We start from the raw sequence: 15,928 nt of genomic DNA on the forward strand, positions 1-15,928 counted from the left end.
AAGGAGCTTTCGTGCCCGAGCAGCCGCCGCCCCTGGTCCTCGATCCCACCGGCGCCGATCACCACGCCGAGCACCGGGCGCTGCACGCCCGGGGCCCGGCCACGCAGGTCGACATCCTCGGGGTCACGGCCTGGTCGGTGAGCGACCCGGCCCTGCTGAAAGCCCTGCTGACCAGCCCGGACGTCTCGAAGGACCCCCGCGCCCACTGGCCGGCCTTCGCCGAGACGGCACCGACCTGGCCGCTGGCGCTGTGGGTGGCGGTGACCAACATGTTCACGGCGTACGGCGGCGACCACCGCAGGCTGCGCCGCATGGTCGCACCGGCGTTCAGCGCCCGCCGGATCGCCGCGCTCCAGCCGGTGATCGAGTCGATCGTGACGGACCTGCTGGACGATCTGGCGGCCCGTCCTCCCGGTGAACCCGTGGACCTGCGCGAGCACTTCGCCTACCCGCTGCCCATCACGGTGATCAGCAGGCTGATGGGCGTACCGGAGGTGCACACGCCGGAGTTCCGCGCGGCCGTGGACGGCGTGTTCGACACCACGCTGACCGTGGAGCAGGCGACGCAGAACACGAGGGCGCTGTACAAGTGGCTGGACGCGCTGATCGAGGCGAAGCGGGTGACCCCGGCCGACGACCTGACCTCCGCCCTCATCATGGCCCGCGACGAGGAGGGCGCCGGCGACGCCCTGACCCACGAGGAGCTGCGCGACACCCTCCTCCTGGTGATCAGCGCCGGCTACGAGACGACGGTGAACGTCATCGACCAGGCGATCATCACCCTCCTGACCGGGCCCGCCCAGCTCGCCCATGTCCGCGAGGGCCGCGCGAGCTGGGCCGACGTGGTCGAGGAGACCCTCCGCCACGAGCCGGCGGTGAAACACCTCCCCCTCCGCTACGCGGTCCGCGAGATCCCCCTCCCGGACGGCCGCCGCATCCGGGCGGGCGAGCCGATCCTCGCCTCCTACGCGGCCGCCAACCGCCACCCGTCCTGGCACGGCGAGTCCACCGACACCTTCGACGCCACCCGCCCCGTGAAGGACCACCTGGCCTTCGGCCACGGCGTCCACTTCTGCCTGGGCGCTCCGCTGGCCCGGCTGGAGGTGGGGACGGCACTGCGGGAGCTGTTCGAACGGTTCCCCCGGATGGAACTCGCGGTGCCGGTGCAGGAGTTGCAGCCGGTGGCGTCGCTGATCAGTAACGGGCACCGGGAGGTGCCGGTGCGGCTGGAGGGGAGCGGGAGCTGAGCCGACGGGCCCGGAGCCGATCGGCCGCTGGGAGTGGCACCGCCCAGCGACGCTGCGGTGGGCGGCGGCGACCCGAGGCGTCGCCGCCGCCCGCGCTCACTGTCCGGTGCGGGCCCGGGGACGCTTCCTGACCACCGCCACGATCGCTCGGAGCAGCAGCACGTTGAGCAGGCCGCCGAGCGCCACATAGCCGAAGTCCACCAGGAACTGCGCCACGGCCGACGGCACTCCGGCGAAGACGAGCCCCGGCACGACCAGGTAGTAGAGCAGCGGTGCCGTGACGACGGACGACGGCAGGGTCACGACGAGGCAGAGCGGGAACATGACGTCACGGTCGAGAAGTCCGGCCGCGTTCACGAGTCCGAGTACGACAACCGCCAGGACGTAGAACCGCACCACGGTTTTGAGCATATTCTTCTCCGATCCAGCACGGAGCTGCCCCGCACAGCGGAGCAGCTCCGACCATCTGGCCTCTGACGAAGGTCAGAAGTGATTCTTGACGGTGTTCTTCAGGTTCTTGCCGAGCTTGTCCCAGTAGGGCTTCGCCTGTCCCTTGCTGAAGCTCGATCCTGCGATCGAGGCAGCCCCGCCGAGATGGCCGCGGACCTCCAGCTTCATCGTGCCCTTCTTCTTGTAGATGTCGAATCCGATCCAGCCGCCCGGCCAGTCAGGGTGTCCGAACCGGGCACCGAACTGGAGATAGCTCTTGCCGATGCTGTTCACCTTGAGGGGGAAGTACATGCTGACCCCGTGGATCTTGGGCCAGAGGGTGAACTCCTGCCCCTTCTTGGTGATCTTGGCGGGGCGACCGGGGATGGGGAAGATCGACTTGAAGTGGTTCTTCCAGTACTTGAAGACGCTCTTGTCGCTCGCCGAGGTCTTCCCCAGCTTGTAGTACAGGTAGTAGTCGGAGAAACCGTCGACGTCCTGGCAGTCGACCGGGTCGCCGCTGCAGTAGGCGTAGGCGTTGGCCCCGCCGCCGTACTCGGGGTCCTGCTGGAGGAACCTGCCGCCTCGCGGGTCGTAGAGGCGCACACCCAGGCGGACGTAGCCGCTCTCGGTGTCGTCGGCCACCTGTGCGCCGCCGAGCCAGCCGTACCGCGCCTTCGGCGCGCTGTTGGTGCGGTTGCCGTACTCGTCGTAGTGGTGGACCGTCGGCTGGGAACCGCTCAGCGGCAGCTCGACCGCCACGTCACCGTGGAGGTTGGTGAGCTGGAGGACGGGCTGGCCGGTCGCCGGGGTGACGGCGCTCAGGTCTCCGGTGATGTCCTCCACGTTCCGGCTGACTGCCGACCCGTCGGTGGTCCAGGCCGGGCCGTCGGAGCCGTCGGCGTAGTGGCTGACCACGGTGCCGGTAGTGGTCCAGGCGGAGTTCGCATCCTGGCTCTGGGCGGTGGAACGGGCGAGCCGTCCTGCCGCGTCGAGATCCCAGATGTTGCGACGGTCGCCCTTGGTCTCGCTGCGGACCAGGCCGTTGGCGAAGTAGGAGAGCTGCGTCGCGCCGTCGTTCAGGGTCCGGCCGAAGGCGTCGTAGACGTAGCCCGCGTCGGTCAGCCGGTCCGCCGAGTCATAGGTGTGGGTCACCTTCTGGGTCACGGCGTCATCGGTCGAGCTGTCGCAGTCGTCCGAAGCGCTGGACAGCGCCGTGCGGTTGCTGTGGGTGTCGAAGGTGTAGTCACGGGTCGCGCAACCGCTGTCCGTGCGGTCGGCGGCGCGAGTGAGGCGTCCGACGCCGTCGTAGGTGTAGCTGCGCTCGGTCGTCGTGCCGTCCGTCTGGACGTCGCCGACCTGGCGGCCGTGCACGGTGAACTGCGCGCTGTCGGCGAGGACCGAAGTCCCGGTGGAGTCGGTGTACTCCCTGCGGACCTGCCTCCCCGTCGTGTCGACAGTGAGACCGAGGGTGTACCCGCCGGGCAGTGTCTCGGTGGTGAGGTTCCCGTCCGTGTCATAGGTCGCCGTGAAGGTGCCCGCCACGGAATCGGTGAGGTTCTTGACCTGGCTCCGGGTGTCGTAGGTGTAGGTGGTGGTGGAGGGCGCCGAGTCGGAGACCTTGGTGACCCGGTCGAGGGAGTCGTACGAGGTGGTCGTGGTGTTACCGGCTCCGTCCTCGTAGGAGACCAGGCGTCCCAGGGCGTCGTAGCTGTACCGCATGGTGCCGGCGGTGGTCGACTTGGTCGCGACCTGGCCGCCGGCCGGGTCGTACGTGGTGGTGAGGGCCGGAACCGCGGTACCCAGACCACCGGTCATGACGCTCTTGAGCGTCCGTCCCGCCGGGTCGTAGGTGAGGGTGAGCGTCCTGGACACCGAATTGATCGTCTGCGTCTGACTGACCTCACCGCCCCACCGGTTGTAGGTGTAGACCGTGCTGGCCAGCTTGTCGGGGTTGCTGCCTCCGCCGGTGATCGCGGCGGCGGGGTCGGTGCGGCACAGCAGGCCGGCCCACTCCGGGCGGCCGTGGCACTCGCCTGAGCCGGTGCCGTCGTAGTAGGTGTACTTGAGGGTGCCGGCGTCGGTGGCGGACGAGTCGGGCAGGCTCGTGCTCAGCAGCTTGCCGCCGTCATCGAAGGTGGAGCGCGTGGTGATGGCCGTGCCGTCGGCGTCCTCGGTGGACGAGGTCTCCTCCCCGGTGGACCAGTCGTAGGTGGTCTTCGAGACGAGCACGTCCGCGTCGGCGGTGTAGCCGTCCAGGGACGCGCCGGAGGCGGTGGAGGTCACCAGGTCCCGCAGGGACGCGTCCGAGGGACGCCCCTCGTCGTAGCGGTAGGCGGTGTGGGGGCGGGCGGGCACCGCGTCTCCCGCGTGCAGCGTCCCGTCCAGGTCGCGGGTCAGGGTGACGACGCGCACCGGACCGTAGGTGTCCGTCAGGCGCTGCCCGTCCTGGCTGAACACCGAGACGCTGGAGAGGCGGTAGGCGCGTTCGGCGGTGGAGAGGTCACCGACGCCCAGTTCACGCAGGGTGTCGTCGGCGTTCGCGGTCCGGCCGAGGGCCAGGTCACGGTTGGACGCGGTCAGCGAGCCGACGGTGTTGCCGAAGTCGTCGTACTCGGTGGTGGTGAGGCCGGCTCCGGACTCCGCCGTGTTGCTCTCCTCGCCGTCCGCGTTGATGTAGGTGATCGTCGCCTGACCGTAGACGTCCTTGGCCAGGTCGGCTCCGTTGTTCGAGGCGGGGACGTAGGCGGGCGAGAAGACCGCCGTGGCGTCGGTGGGTGCCTCGTCCTGGCCCCAGGTGGCGACGGTGGCGGCGTCCATCGTGTTGGGTGCGGCGCTGCCCGAGAGGGGCACGTCGTACACGAGGGAGGTGACCGCGTTGCCGGAGACCTGCGAGGTGGACCCCTCGGCCAGCGTGGGCCTGGAGGCGTTCAGCAGCATCCCCTCACCCGCTGTCGTGGCCGAGCCGGCCTTGCCGTAGGTGAAAGTCCACGGGAGCTGTCCGGCGTCGCTGAGGGTGCGCACCCGGCCGTCGGAGTCGTAGGTGTACTTGTCCTTCAGCGCGGGAGAGATGCGCGGGTCCCAGACCTCGACCAGTTTCCCGGTCGTGTCGTAGGTGTAGCGGGAGACCGTCTCCTGAGTCGCGTGGTCCGCGTCGGGGTCGGTCGCCCACAGCCTGAGCGAGGACACCTGCTGCTTGTAGTCGCCCGGGGTGGACGCGGTCGCGGTGGTCGCGGTCGCGTAGACGAACTCCAGGACGCGGCATCCCTTGGTGGACGGGTCGGCCTGGCAGGTGTCCGACGAGACCGCCTCGTTGGGGGAGATCACGTACTTCGGACGCGTCAGCGTCTTCCCGTCGACCGTGACCGCCTCGGAAGCGGTGACCACCGCGGAGTCGTCGACGGCCGAAGCGCTCGTCACCACGGTCCAGTTGGGCGTGGCAGCGGAGGCACGGGCGAAAACGGTGACGTTCGCCTCGTCGTCACGCAAGGTGAACTTCTGGTCGAACGAGCCGGTGAGCGTCATCGACTCGGCGCCGATCTCCGGCTTCCAGGTGCCTCCGGCGGCCGCGGTGAAGGCGGCCGACGAGCCGTCGGCGGAGAGGATCTCCAGCGAGGTGGCCGAGGTCTTGCGGAGCTGCGTGTACTCGGCACCACTGGTGGTGGCCGTGATCGAGGAGGTCCAGCCGGGCCCGAAGACGGAGGCGAGGCCCTCCTGCTCCGAGGAGTTCATCCGCGAGGAGAACGTCCGGGAGACGGTGGCGTCGAAGACCTTCACGTCGTTGCTGGACAGCGTGTAGTCGCCGGTCAGCAGGTTGACCGAACCAGGGCCGACGGCCCCCACCGGCGCGTCGCCGGCGTCCCGGTCCAACGTGGTCTCGACACTCTGGGAGTTGCCCGTGCTGCTGCCGTCCGTGAACGCGGCACGCAGCTCGACCACACCGTCCTCTGCGAGCGAATCGACCGTGTTCCAGACCAGCTTGGTCGCGACGCCGCCGGTGACCGGGACGGGCCAGGCGGAGACCGCGCTGCCCGACGCGGTGACGTCACCGACCGGGACCGTGTGCCAGTCGTCGGTCTCGCCGCGCCGGTACTGCCAGGTCACACCCGTGTAGGTGGACTTGCCCCGGGCGGCCAGGGTCAGCCGTCGTGCCGTGGTGTCGCCCTCCCTGGGGGAGATGACGGCGGCACCGTCCGCACCGACGCCGAAGCTGTAGGCGGTCGCAGTAGGAGAAACGTTTCCTCCGGAGTCGACGGTCTTGGCGTACAGCGTGTGCCAACCGTCGGCGGGAGTGATCGACACGGCGAGCGCGTCGCCGCCGGAGCCATTGGTGGTGTCGAGCTTCTTGTTCGGCACCGAGGCGTTGTCGAGACCCCAGTAGTAGCCGGCCCCGTCCGTGGAGTCGGTGTTCAGGGTGCAGGACACGGCGCCATCGGCCTTGGCGGTCCAGCCGTCCTGCTGGTACGGGTCGCAGGAGATGGCCGGTGCGTTCGGCAATCCGGTGTTCAGCACGAAGGCCGTGTAGCCGGACCAGGGACCGAAGTCCAGGCCGTCATTGGCGCGCACCCGGTAGCGCAGGTGCTTGCCCACCGGGAACGCGTTGCCCGAGGGGACGGTCATGGACGAGGTGGCGCCGGAGGCGACCGTCTTGCCGTAGCCGGTGTAGGAGTACGTGGTGTCGTCGACGGCCGGGTCCGGGGTGATCTCGAACTGGCCCTTGGTGCTGGAGCCGTCCGGATCGGCCACCTTCGCCGACAGCGTCGGCGTGAGCGAGGTGACGTACCGGTTGCCGTTGTACGCGTTGACCTGTGAAGGCGCGATGGTCGGCGAACTCGGCGTGTTCGGGTACGAGTTGTACGTGACCGTCAGGTGCGGCTCCATCGAGCCGTCGCCGGAGGTGTAGTTGGCCGAGCGGAAGCGGCGCCAGGTCAGGGAGTCCGTCTCCGACGCGCCCGCGATGCGCAGACCGTAGTTGGGCGAACCGTCCGCCCAGGCCTGCGTGATCGCGTCGATGTCGAAGTTCATCGTGCCCGCCGGGCACGAGCTGTCGTATCCGAGGGCCGCCTTGTTCACCACGGCGCCGGTGGCCGTGGTGGAGGGCTGGGCGGCCCAGGTGATGCCGGACGACGACCAGGACGAGGTGATCCGGCGCACCTCCGTGCCCGCCCCCGAAGTGGAGCAGGACGAGGAGTAGTACGAGTACAGCGCCAGGTTGGTGTCCATGATGCGCTTGCCCTTGAAGGCGGACACATCGAACTGCAGGTAGGAGCGGGCCTTGGTGGTGCCCGCGTCGTACGTGCCCGACTTCAGCTCGGCCGAGGAGACCTGGGAGTCGTTGTAGTTGGTGGCCACCCAGGTGTCGGTGGTCACAGCGAGCGTCGAGGTGGGGTCGACGACGACCGGATAGGTCAGGTCCTGCTTGAAGTAGCCGGCGTCCGGAGTCAGCACCAGGGTCTGCGTGCCGTCGTCGGACGTCTCGATCCGGGTGTCGACCCGGGCCAGGTGCTTCGACTCACCGGATGCAGCATCCTTGGACGCGTCCCACATCATCGGTGCCGGCGCCTCCGCCACCAGCTTGCCGGTGGAGTCCTTCAGCAGCAGGTGCCCGGACTCCGCCTGGGACAGCTTGAGGCCGTCGAGCTTGACGGGTATCCGGTACTCCGGCGCCTTCTCCGGCGCGGTGTCGAGGACCACGTTCTGGCTGAAGCCCTGGGACAGCGCCGTGACGGTGAGCTTCTGCCCGTCGCCCAGGTCGTACGAGGCGGTGTCGTCCTTCACCTTCGGGGTGGGGAGCTTCGCGTCCCAGCCGAGACCGAAGGACTTGTCCCCCTTGGACACGGTCGCCAGCGCCGAGTCACCACCGTCCGAGACGCTGATGTCGGCCGCCGCTACCGCCGGCTCCAGCGCCGGGCCGGTGTCGGCGAGCGTGGTGTCGATGTCCTGCCAGACACCGCCCACCTTCTGGCGCACCGGTCCGGGATAGGCCGTGGTCCGCAGCTCCCCCGTCGGCAGTGCGTACGTGGTCGAAGCGGCCGTCCGCTCGGACCTCACCTCGATCTGCCGGTCCTGGAGCCGCGCCATCAGCATGGCCGCTTCCACGGAATCCGCGGACGCCGGACCGGACTTGGCGTTGGCCGGCCGGGAGTCCGCCGCCGCCGCGTCGGACGCGGCCGCGAACGGCACTCCCGAGCCCAGCGAGACCAACGCCGCCTCTGTCAGCAGCACGGTGGCCACCGCCAGAGTCGCACGTCTCAGTACAGCGCGCGAAGGTGTCGCCCGCCCCCCGGAGACAGGGATACTCGTCCCCTTGTGTCTCATTTCCACCCTAGTTGTTCACTTGACGGAACCTTATGCTCCGTCAACTTGTGATCATAGGGTGAATGTTCATTGAACATAAAGAGACGGATTTCACGACACCGCAGGTCAGCGCGATGCGGTGAGCGGTGATGCGGTCGTGGTAGGGGCAGTTGCGCACTCCGCCCACACCACCTTCCCCGGCCCCTCCCCCCGCACATGCCAGTCCCAGGACGCGGCCAGCCGGGACACCAGCAGCAGCCCCCGCCCACCGTCCGACAGCCCCGGCTCCCCCAACTCCCCAGGCCGGGGCGGCACCCGCTCGCCCCGCGTATCGGAGACCTCGATACGGGCCGTACGCCCCAGCAGGGACAGCCGGAGGTGGAAGTCGCGCCCCGCCACATGCCCGTGCCGTACCGCGTTCGCGGCCAACTCGGCTGTGATCAGGACGATGTCGTCGTGGGCGTCGGTGCCGTACGGGATGCCCCACTCCTGCAACCGGACCCCGACGAGGCGACGGGCAAGGCGGGCGCCGCGTGGGGTGGACGTGAAGCGCATGGCGAATTCGGTCACCAACTGGTCCGTGGGACCACCGAGGTTGCTCATCATGGGCACCACGGTCCTCCCGGTGGCGTAGCGTGACCAGCGGTGACGCACTGACGCGACCCCGTTGTACGCGCGGTGCCGACGCCGGTACGAGCAGCACGGCGTGACGGCGCCCCCGCTACGGGCGTTGATCCGGGGAGGCGGTGGTGTGATGACTGACAACGAGACCAACCCCAAGTACGGCGGCGAAGGGCCCGACGACAGCGGGCCCCGTACAGCGGACAAGTCCGCGCAGGGCGTGGTCGCCGCGTTCGGACAGACCATGAAGACCCTGCGGCTACGGGCCGGCATGGACCGTGAGGAGCTTGGCAGGCGGCTCGGTTACTCGGCCGCCACCATCGCCTCCTTCGAGCAGGGGCGTCGCATTCCTCCGCCTCGCGCGATCGACCGGGCCGAGGAAGTGCTGAATGCGGGCGGGCTGTTGACGGTCTGGAAGGAGGAGGTCGAGAAGGCGCAGTACCCCGTCTTCTTCCAGGGCATGGCCCAGTTGGAGAAGCAGGCCCTGGAACTGCTCGCCTACGACACCCTCGTCGTCAAGGGATTGCTCCAGACCGAGGAGTACATGCGGGCACTCCTCGCCATGTGGCGTCCGCCGCTAGACGACGAGATCATCGAGCAGCGCGTGGCCGCACGCCTTGCCCGGCAGGACATTTTCGACCGGCGTCCGACGCCATTGCTCAGCTTCGTGATGGACGAGTCGGTTCTGCGGCATCAATATGGCGGAAAGGGCGTGCTGCGAGGCCAGTTGGAACACTTGCTCCTGATGGGCCAGCGGCGCAACGTCGAGATCCAAGTGATGCCGACCGTGTGCGACGACAACGCTGGAGTGGACGGTGCCTTCACCGTCGTCACCCGTAAGGACAGCAAGCGTTTCCTCTACATGGAAGCGCAGGTGACCAGCGCGTTGGAGACCGATCCCGAGCAGGTGAGCCTCGCCGCCGCACGCTATGGGATCATCCGTGCGCAGGCTCTCAACCCGCGAAAGTCGCTGGAGTTGATCGAGAAGTTGCTGGGAGAGCTATGAACACCACCGAGCCCCTCACCTGGTTCAAGAGCAGCTACAGCGGCACTCAGGGCGGCGACTGCGTAGAGGTCTCCCTCTCCTGGTTCAAGAGCAGCTACAGCGGAGCTGAAGGTGGCCAATGCGTAGAGATCGCCACCTGCCCCAACACCGTCCACGTCCGCGACAGCAAAGCCTCCTCCGGCCCCACCCTCCGCCTCACCCCCACCGCATGGGCCAACTTCCTCACCGCCGAGCGGTACATCTGACATCTGTACGCGCGAAGAGCCCTGCCCCTCCCCCCGAGCACGAGCGGAGCGGCAGGGCTCACCCGCGTCCCCTCAGGACCCGACCGTCAGCACCAGCTTCCCGGTGACCCGTCCCGTCTCCCCCACCGCATGCGCCTTGGCCGCCTCCGCGAGCGGGAACACCCCGTCGATGTGCGCCCGCAGCGCCCCCGAAGCCGCCAGCCCGGCAACCGCCTGCATGCCCGCCTGATCCGCCTCCACGAGCAACGTCTCCACCCGGACTCCCCGAGCCTCGGCCTTGGCCGGTTCCTCCGGATCGGTGCCCGGCAGGAGCGACACCAGCACGCCTCCGGGCCGCAGCACCTCCAGTGAACGCACCCGCGTCTCACCGGAGATGGTGTCGAGCACCACGTCGACGTCACCCACCGCGTCCCGGAAGTCCACGGACCGGTAGTCGATCACCTCGTCCGCCCCGAGCGACCGCAGGAACTCATGCTTGGGCTCACTCGCCGTCCCGATGACGTACGCACCCAGGGACTTGGCGATCTGCACCGCGAGATGGCCGACGCCGCCCGCCGCGGCGTGCACCAACACCCGCTGTCCGGGACGGACTTGCGCCGTGTCCACCAGCGCCTGGTACGCCGTCAGCGCGGCCAGCGGCAGCGCGCCCGCCTGGACGTGGTCGAGGGAGTCCGGCTTGTGGGTGAAGGCGCGGGCCGGGCCGGTCACGTACTCCGCGTGGGCGCCGACGCCGTACGGGTAGGGCAGCATGCCGAAGACCTCGTCGCCGGGCTTGAAGAGGGTCACGCCGTAGCCGACCTCCTCGACGACGCCGGAGACGTCCCAGCCGAGGACGAGCGGGAGCCGGTCGAGGAACAGGCCCCCGGTGCGGTGCTTCCAGTCGGTCGGGTTGAGTCCGGCGGCGCGGACGGCGACCAGGATCTCGCTCGGGCCCGGCTTCGGGCGGGGCAGCTCGGTCTCGTGGAGCACGTCGGGGGTGCCGTACTCGTCCTGGCTGATGGCGCGCATGGTGGCGTGGTTCGTCATACGTCCAGGTTCGCCGGGGCGGGGCCGGCGTACCATGGCATGAATGCCATCTTTCAACGGGATCGTGCCATGACCGCTCCGCACCGCGTCGTCGTCCTCGCCCTGGACGGGGTCTACCCCTTCGAGCTGGGCATCCCCAATCGCGTCTTCGGCACGGCCTGGGGCCGCTACGAGGTGCTGACCTGCTCGGCCGACGGCGGGCCCGTCGCCACCAACGCCGACTTCTCGGTCGCCGTCGGGCACGGTCCCGAGGTGCTGGCGACGGCGGACACCGTCGTCCTGCCACCGTTCGACATCTCCCTGGTCCAGCGCGGGCTGCCCCCGAAACTGGAGGCGGCGCTCGCCGCCGTACCGCCCGGCACCCGCATCGTCTCCATCTGCACCGGCGCCTTCGTCCTGGCCGCCGCCGGGCGGCTCGACGGCCGCCGCGCCACCACCCACTGGGCGCTCGCGGACACCTTCCGCGCCTGGTACCCGGCGGTGGACCTCAATCCGGACGTGCTCTTCGTGGACGACGGCGACCTCCTGACCTCGGCGGGCGCGGCCTCCGGGGTCGATGTGTGCCTGCACGTCGTACGCCAGGACCACGGCGCGGCCGTGGCCAACGACGTGGCCCGCGCGTGCGTCGTACCGCCGTGGCGGGACGGCGGGCAGGCGCAGTACATCCAGCACCCGGTGCCCGAGGAGCCGGCCAACGGCACCTCGGCCACCCGCCAGTGGGCGCTGGAGCGCCTGCACGAGCCGCTGTCGCTGGCCGAGCTGGCCGGGCACGCCCGGATGAGCCTGCGCACCTTCGCGCGGCGGTTCAACGAGGAGGTCGGCACGAGTCCGGGGCGCTGGCTCATCCAGCAGCGCGTCGCCCGCGCCCGGCACCTGCTGGAGACCACCGACCTCGCCGTGGACGACCTCGCGGCACAGGTCGGCTTCGCCACCGGCACCTCGCTTCGCGAGCATCTGCACGCGGCGATCGGGGTGACCCCGCTGGCATACCGGCGGACGTTCCGGGGAGCCGGGGTGGAGTAGACGCCGCAGCTCAGAGCAGCCTGGAGCTTCATTGGTGCCGCTGCGGGCACCCGTCTACGGTCGAGTGGGGAGCCGCTGTTCCCCGGACCTCAGAGTGCTTGGAGAGACCTCATGTCGAAGATCCTTTTCGTGGTGACCGGCGCCGACCACTGGACGCTGGCCGACGGCACCCAGCACCCGACCGGCTTCTGGGCCGAGGAGGCCGTCGCGCCGTACGAGGCGTTCAAGAAGGCCGGTGACGAGGTGGTCGTGGCCACGCCGGGCGGGGTCGTGCCCACCGTCGACCAGGGCAGCCTCGCGCCGGAGGTCAACGGCGGCCAGGAGGGCGCCGACCGGATCGCCGCCGCGCTGGAGGCCGCGCCCGAGTTCAAGCACCCGGTCAAGCTGGAGGACGTGGACCTCGACGGCTACGACGCCGTCTTCTACCCCGGCGGCCACGGCCCGATGGAGGACCTCGCCGTGGACGCCGCCTCCGGCCGGCTGCTGGTCGAGGCCCTCGACTCCGGCAAGCCGCTCGCCGTCGTCTGCCACGCCCCGGCCGCGCTCCTCGCCGCGACCCGGCCGGACGGCACCAACGCGTTCGCGGGCTACCAGGTCACCGCGTTCTCCAACACCGAGGAGGCGCAGGCCGGCTTCGCCGATAAGGCCAAGTGGCTGCTGGAGACGCGGCTCGGCGAGGAGGGCGTGAACGTCCAGGTGGGCGAGCCCTGGGCGCCGAAGGTCGTGGTCGACCGGAACCTGCTCACGGGGCAGAACCCGGCGTCCTCCGCGCCGCTGGCCGAGGAGGTCCTGAAGCGGCTGGGCTGACGGGGTCCGCTCAGGCGCCGGCCGCCTCCCGGCTGATGCGCTCGAACTGCGCGCCCATCGCCTCGGACAGCGCCTGAGCCGCCGAGAGGGGGCGGACCATGACGGTGAAGTCGTCGATCCGCCCCTCCTCGTCGAAGTGCAGGAAGTCGCAGCCCTGGATCTCCCGGCCGCCGACGGTGGCCGTGAACACGAAGGCGTGGTCGCGCCCGTCCGGGTCGGCGATCTCCTTCACGTACCGGAAGTCCTCGAACACCCGCAGCACGCCGCGCAGGATCGCGGCGGTGATCGGCTTGCCCGCGTACGGCTTGAAGGCGACAGGGCTGGTGAAGACGACGTCCTCCGCGAGGAGGGCCTCGATGGCGTCGGCGTCGCGGTTCTCCACGGCGGCACGGAAGGGATGCACTGGGTGCTCCTTACTCAACAAGTTGAATAGGTGTGTTGGAGAGTAGGGTGAGAACGTGACCCTGCGCAATGCGGTGATGGCCACCCTCCTGGAGGGCGAGGCATCCGGCTACGACCTGGCCAAGGGCTTCAACGCCTCGGTGGCCAACTTCTGGACGGCTACGCCCCAGCAGCTCTACCGCGAGCTGGACCGGATGGAGCGCGAGGGTCTCATCACCGCGCGCGTGGTCCGCCAGGAACGCCGCCCCGACAAACGCCTCTTCTCCCTCACCGAGGCCGGCCACGACACCCTCCGCGCCCACCTCGCCGACCCGATCACCCGCCCCACCGCCGTCCGCGACGGCCTCCTCGTCAAGGTCCAGTGCGCCGACATCGGCGAACTCGCCCCCGTCCAGGCCGACATCACCACCCACATGACCTGGTCCCGCGACAAGCTGGCGCGCTACGAGCGCCTGCGCGAACGGCTGCTGGCCGGCCGCACGGAGGAGGAGTTCCTGACGGAGGCGGACCGTGTGGGCCCGTACCTCACGCTCCTGCGGGGCATCGCCTTCGAGGAGGAGAACCTGCGGTGGGGCGAGCTGGCGCTGCGGGTGCTGGCGGCGCGCTCTTCGTGAACTCCCGTCCTGCCGAGGCCCATTGCAGGGCCCCGGCAGATACGCCACGGGTCAGGACCTGCCGGCGCGGCTCTCCTCGGCGAGCGTCCTCAGCTCAGCCAAGTCGTCTTCGTCCAGATCGAGTTGCTCCGCCGACTTCAGCAACGCGCCGATCTCGTCCCCCCGGTTCTGATCGGCGAGGAACTGCGCGTAGTAGACGTACGCGGTCTCGTCCTGGTGGGCAAGCGCCGCGCGGTAGTGCTGGTCGGCCCGGGCCCACTGCTCCAACTCCTCGTGGAGCAGGGCGAGGTTGAGGTACGCGTTGGTCTCGCCGTCCTCCTTGGCGGCCGCCTCGTAGTGGCGTACGGCCTCCTCGGGCGCGCCGGTGTCGGCCAGGTGGAGGGCGTAGGCGAAGTGGGCACCGGTGATGTCCTCGGCCAGGGCCTCGCGGAGGTGGGTGCGGGCCGACTCCAGGTCGCCCAGGGCGTGTTCGGTCTCGCCGAGTACGGCCAGTACGGAACGGTGCCCGGCGTCCAGGGCCTGCCGCAGCCAGGGCAGCGCCTCTTCGTACTTCTCCTCGTCCGCGAGGAGCCGGCCGAGGTTGCCGGACGCCATGGTGTCGCCGCGCTCGATGGCCCGGCGGAGCAAGTCGACCGCCTCGTCCAGCCGTTCGTCGTCCTCGCTGAGGAAGGCACCGTAGTCGTTGAGGGCGCGGGGGTTGTCGTCGACGAGCGCCTGCCGGTAGTACTCCTCGGCCTGCTGACGGTCCCCCAGTTCGTCGGCGAGGACGGAGGCGATCATCAGGGTGACGTCCCGGCCCCGGTCCGCCGCGGACCGGAGTGCCGTCAACGCCTCCTTGGGACGCTCCAGTTCGACCAGCAGTTCGGCGAGAGCCTCGTAGGCCGCCGGGTTGCCGCCCTGCGCCTCGGCCTCGACGGTCTTCAGCGCGGCATCGATGTCACCCCAGTCGGAGACGAGGTCGAAGATCTTCTCCGCCACCTCGTCGTCCGGACGGTTCCAGGCCCGCAGATAGAGGGAGAGGGCGGCGGCACGGTCCCCGGCCACGAGGCGCTGCGCGGCCTCGGCGGCCAGGTTGTTTTCTGTCATGGGGACATCTTCTCGAACCACCGTACGGGCGCTCGCCGCCACCCCGCCCTCAGCCCGCCCATCGATGCCGGGCACGCCCCATGTCCACCCGCGCGCCCGCCATCGGCACCCCTTCGTCCCGCAGCAACTCCGGCGCCCGTCCCTCGTGACAGGTGGCGGGCGTGCCGTCGGCGTGGACCACGCGCCACCACGGCACCCCGTCCCCGAGCAGGCCCATCACCCGCCCTACCTGCCGGGGCCCCACCCCGATCCGCCGGCCGATGTCGCCGTACGAGACGACTCGGCCGGCCGGGATCGTGGCGACGACCTCGCGGACCGCGTCGACGGTGTTCACGGGATCTTCGTCAGCGCGCGCCCCTTGTGCATGGCGACGTGATCCGTCTTGTCGCTCTTGATCTCGTACTGCGGGTCGCTCTCGCTGGCGTGGTGGGTGTAGCCCTTGTAGTCCACGTCGTGCGTGTGCTTCTTGATGATGACGCCCTGCACATGCCCCGCTTCCGAGTTCCACCGGACGTGGTCGCCGACACCGAATTGCTCCGACATCCCAGCTCCTTGGTCGTGGGTCGTGGGTCGTGGGTGACTCTCCATTGTCGGCCGTACGGTGGGCGAGCGAGAGTCGACGGGAAGAACCGCAGGTCAGGCGAGCGCGGTGGCCAGCAGGGCGAAGGCACCGATGAGGATGCCGACGCGGACGTAGTGGAAGCGGTCCCAGCGGCCCATCTGCTCCTTCCAGTCCTCGGGCAGGCTCTCGGTGACCCACACCTTGGTCCGGTTGTTGATCGGGACGAGCAGCACGATCGACATGATCACGCTCAGCATGAGCAGTCCGGCAGCGATGACGACGAGGCCGGCGCCCTGGTGGTGCCGTCCGGCGACGGCCCACACCACGCCGAGGACGAGCGAGCCGATGTACCAGAACGGCATCACGCCGCCGAGCATCCGTGCACCGTGGATGCGGCCGCGCAGCCCATTGTCGCCGGGGAGCCACACGCCGGCCGGCCGAGCGCATCGAGTACAGCCAGCCGGTCCTCTACAGCCACTTCCGGGGCAAGCGAGAGATCATCGGCGCGGTGGCCCTGGAGGGCGCCGCCGAGATGGCCGCAGCCCGCTGGCCGTGCCGTGACA

At 69.8% G+C, this 15,928-nt stretch carries 14 protein-coding genes and 2 pseudogenes; 7 read left to right on the forward strand and 9 right to left on the reverse strand.

Annotated elements, in window-relative coordinates; translation table 11 throughout:
* Positions 1-11 precede the first annotated feature (11 nt).
* A complete protein-coding gene (locus tag ACZ3HQ_RS14640; protein WP_467510798.1) occupies positions 12-1,247 on the forward strand; it encodes a cytochrome P450 family protein in 1,236 nt (411 codons plus the stop codon).
* Between the two features lie 96 nt (positions 1,248-1,343).
* Here the strand turns inward: ACZ3HQ_RS14640 and ACZ3HQ_RS14645 are convergent, their stop codons facing one another.
* From ACZ3HQ_RS14645 to ACZ3HQ_RS14655, 3 genes are all read right to left on the reverse strand, one after another.
* Complete coding sequence (locus ACZ3HQ_RS14645) at positions 1,344-1,658, reverse strand: hypothetical protein (protein WP_467510799.1); 315 nt, start codon at positions 1,656-1,658, stop codon at positions 1,344-1,346.
* A gap of 72 nt (positions 1,659-1,730) precedes the next feature.
* Positions 1,731-7,901, reverse strand: a complete 6,171-nt coding sequence (locus ACZ3HQ_RS14650; protein WP_467510801.1) for a DNRLRE domain-containing protein — start codon at positions 7,899-7,901, stop codon at positions 1,731-1,733.
* A gap of 198 nt (positions 7,902-8,099) precedes the next feature.
* Entirely contained in the window at positions 8,100-8,579 is a 480-nt protein-coding gene (locus ACZ3HQ_RS14655) for an ATP-binding protein (RefSeq protein ID WP_467510803.1), read from the reverse strand.
* A gap of 148 nt (positions 8,580-8,727) precedes the next feature.
* Here ACZ3HQ_RS14655 and ACZ3HQ_RS14660 point away from each other — a divergent pair, with 148 nt between their 5' ends.
* The gene (locus tag ACZ3HQ_RS14660) at positions 8,728-9,600 is read left to right on the forward strand and encodes a helix-turn-helix domain-containing protein (protein ID WP_467510805.1); all 873 of its coding nucleotides are present in this window, start codon (positions 8,728-8,730) and stop codon (positions 9,598-9,600) included.
* A complete protein-coding gene (locus ACZ3HQ_RS14665) occupies positions 9,597-9,845 on the forward strand; it encodes a DUF397 domain-containing protein (protein WP_467510807.1) in 249 nt (82 codons plus the stop codon). The genes ACZ3HQ_RS14660 and ACZ3HQ_RS14665 overlap by 4 nt, the downstream gene beginning before the upstream one ends.
* A gap of 72 nt (positions 9,846-9,917) precedes the next feature.
* On the opposite strand, the gene ACZ3HQ_RS14670 is transcribed toward ACZ3HQ_RS14665, so the two are convergent.
* Complete coding sequence (locus ACZ3HQ_RS14670) at positions 9,918-10,853, reverse strand: NADP-dependent oxidoreductase (RefSeq protein WP_467511076.1); 936 nt, start codon at positions 10,851-10,853, stop codon at positions 9,918-9,920.
* Positions 10,854-10,940: 87 nt separating this feature from the next.
* On the opposite strand from ACZ3HQ_RS14670, the gene ACZ3HQ_RS14675 reads away from it, so the two are divergent.
* Positions 10,941-11,894 (forward strand): GlxA family transcriptional regulator, encoded by a 954-nt coding sequence (locus tag ACZ3HQ_RS14675; protein WP_467510809.1) that lies wholly within the window; start codon positions 10,941-10,943, stop codon positions 11,892-11,894.
* Between the two features lie 111 nt (positions 11,895-12,005).
* A complete protein-coding gene (locus ACZ3HQ_RS14680) occupies positions 12,006-12,701 on the forward strand; it encodes a type 1 glutamine amidotransferase domain-containing protein (RefSeq protein ID WP_467510811.1) in 696 nt (231 codons plus the stop codon).
* Positions 12,702-12,711: 10 nt separating this feature from the next.
* Here the strand turns inward: ACZ3HQ_RS14680 and ACZ3HQ_RS14685 are convergent, their stop codons facing one another.
* Entirely contained in the window at positions 12,712-13,104 is a 393-nt protein-coding gene (locus ACZ3HQ_RS14685) for a nuclear transport factor 2 family protein (RefSeq protein WP_467510813.1), read from the reverse strand.
* Positions 13,105-13,159: 55 nt separating this feature from the next.
* On the opposite strand from ACZ3HQ_RS14685, the gene ACZ3HQ_RS14690 reads away from it, so the two are divergent.
* Positions 13,160-13,717 carry a PadR family transcriptional regulator gene (locus ACZ3HQ_RS14690; RefSeq protein WP_467510815.1) on the forward strand — a complete coding sequence of 186 codons (558 nt, stop codon included), beginning with the start codon at positions 13,160-13,162 and terminating at the stop codon, positions 13,715-13,717.
* Positions 13,718-13,768: 51 nt separating this feature from the next.
* Here the strand turns inward: ACZ3HQ_RS14690 and ACZ3HQ_RS14695 are convergent, their stop codons facing one another.
* The 4 genes and pseudogenes from ACZ3HQ_RS14695 to ACZ3HQ_RS14710 all read right to left on the reverse strand — a co-directional run.
* Positions 13,769-14,803 carry a tetratricopeptide repeat protein gene (locus ACZ3HQ_RS14695; RefSeq protein ID WP_467510817.1) on the reverse strand — a complete coding sequence of 345 codons (1,035 nt, stop codon included), beginning with the start codon at positions 14,801-14,803 and terminating at the stop codon, positions 13,769-13,771.
* Between the two features lie 49 nt (positions 14,804-14,852).
* On the reverse strand, positions 14,853-15,137 hold the full coding sequence (locus ACZ3HQ_RS14700; protein WP_467510819.1) for an MGMT family protein: 285 nt from the start codon (positions 15,135-15,137) through the stop codon (positions 14,853-14,855).
* On the reverse strand, positions 15,134-15,346 hold the full coding sequence (locus ACZ3HQ_RS14705; protein ID WP_467510821.1) for a hypervirulence associated TUDOR domain-containing protein: 213 nt from the start codon (positions 15,344-15,346) through the stop codon (positions 15,134-15,136). Before ACZ3HQ_RS14705 ends, ACZ3HQ_RS14700 begins: the two co-directional genes overlap by 4 nt.
* Positions 15,347-15,439: 93 nt before the next feature.
* A pseudogene (locus ACZ3HQ_RS14710) lies at positions 15,440-15,787 on the reverse strand (anthrone oxygenase family protein); the annotation flags it as partial.
* A 2-nt stretch (positions 15,788-15,789) separates the two neighbouring features.
* On the opposite strand from ACZ3HQ_RS14710, the pseudogene ACZ3HQ_RS14715 reads away from it, so the two are divergent.
* A pseudogene (locus ACZ3HQ_RS14715) lies at positions 15,790-15,909 on the forward strand (TetR family transcriptional regulator); the annotation flags it as partial.
* Between the last annotated feature and the right edge of the window lie 19 nt (positions 15,910-15,928).

The organism is Streptomyces sp. NPDC018263, from assembly GCF_055562575.1.

Coding starts and splice junctions, on each gene's coding strand:
- ACZ3HQ_RS14665 (WP_467510807.1), top strand. CDS start 9,597: ATGAACACCACCGAGCCCCTCACCTGGTTCAAGAGCAGCTACAGCGGC.
- ACZ3HQ_RS14645 (WP_467510799.1), bottom strand. CDS start 1,658: ATGCTCAAAACCGTGGTGCGGTTCTACGTCCTGGCGGTTGTCGTACTC.
- ACZ3HQ_RS14670 (WP_467511076.1), bottom strand. CDS start 10,853: ATGCGCGCCATCAGCCAGGACGAGTACGGCACCCCCGACGTGCTCCAC.
- ACZ3HQ_RS14695 (WP_467510817.1), bottom strand. CDS start 14,803: ATGACAGAAAACAACCTGGCCGCCGAGGCCGCGCAGCGCCTCGTGGCC.
- ACZ3HQ_RS14660 (WP_467510805.1), top strand. CDS start 8,728: ATGACTGACAACGAGACCAACCCCAAGTACGGCGGCGAAGGGCCCGAC.
- ACZ3HQ_RS14655 (WP_467510803.1), bottom strand. CDS start 8,579: ATGATGAGCAACCTCGGTGGTCCCACGGACCAGTTGGTGACCGAATTC.
- ACZ3HQ_RS14680 (WP_467510811.1), top strand. CDS start 12,006: ATGTCGAAGATCCTTTTCGTGGTGACCGGCGCCGACCACTGGACGCTG.
- ACZ3HQ_RS14705 (WP_467510821.1), bottom strand. CDS start 15,346: ATGTCGGAGCAATTCGGTGTCGGCGACCACGTCCGGTGGAACTCGGAA.
- ACZ3HQ_RS14675 (WP_467510809.1), top strand. CDS start 10,941: ATGACCGCTCCGCACCGCGTCGTCGTCCTCGCCCTGGACGGGGTCTAC.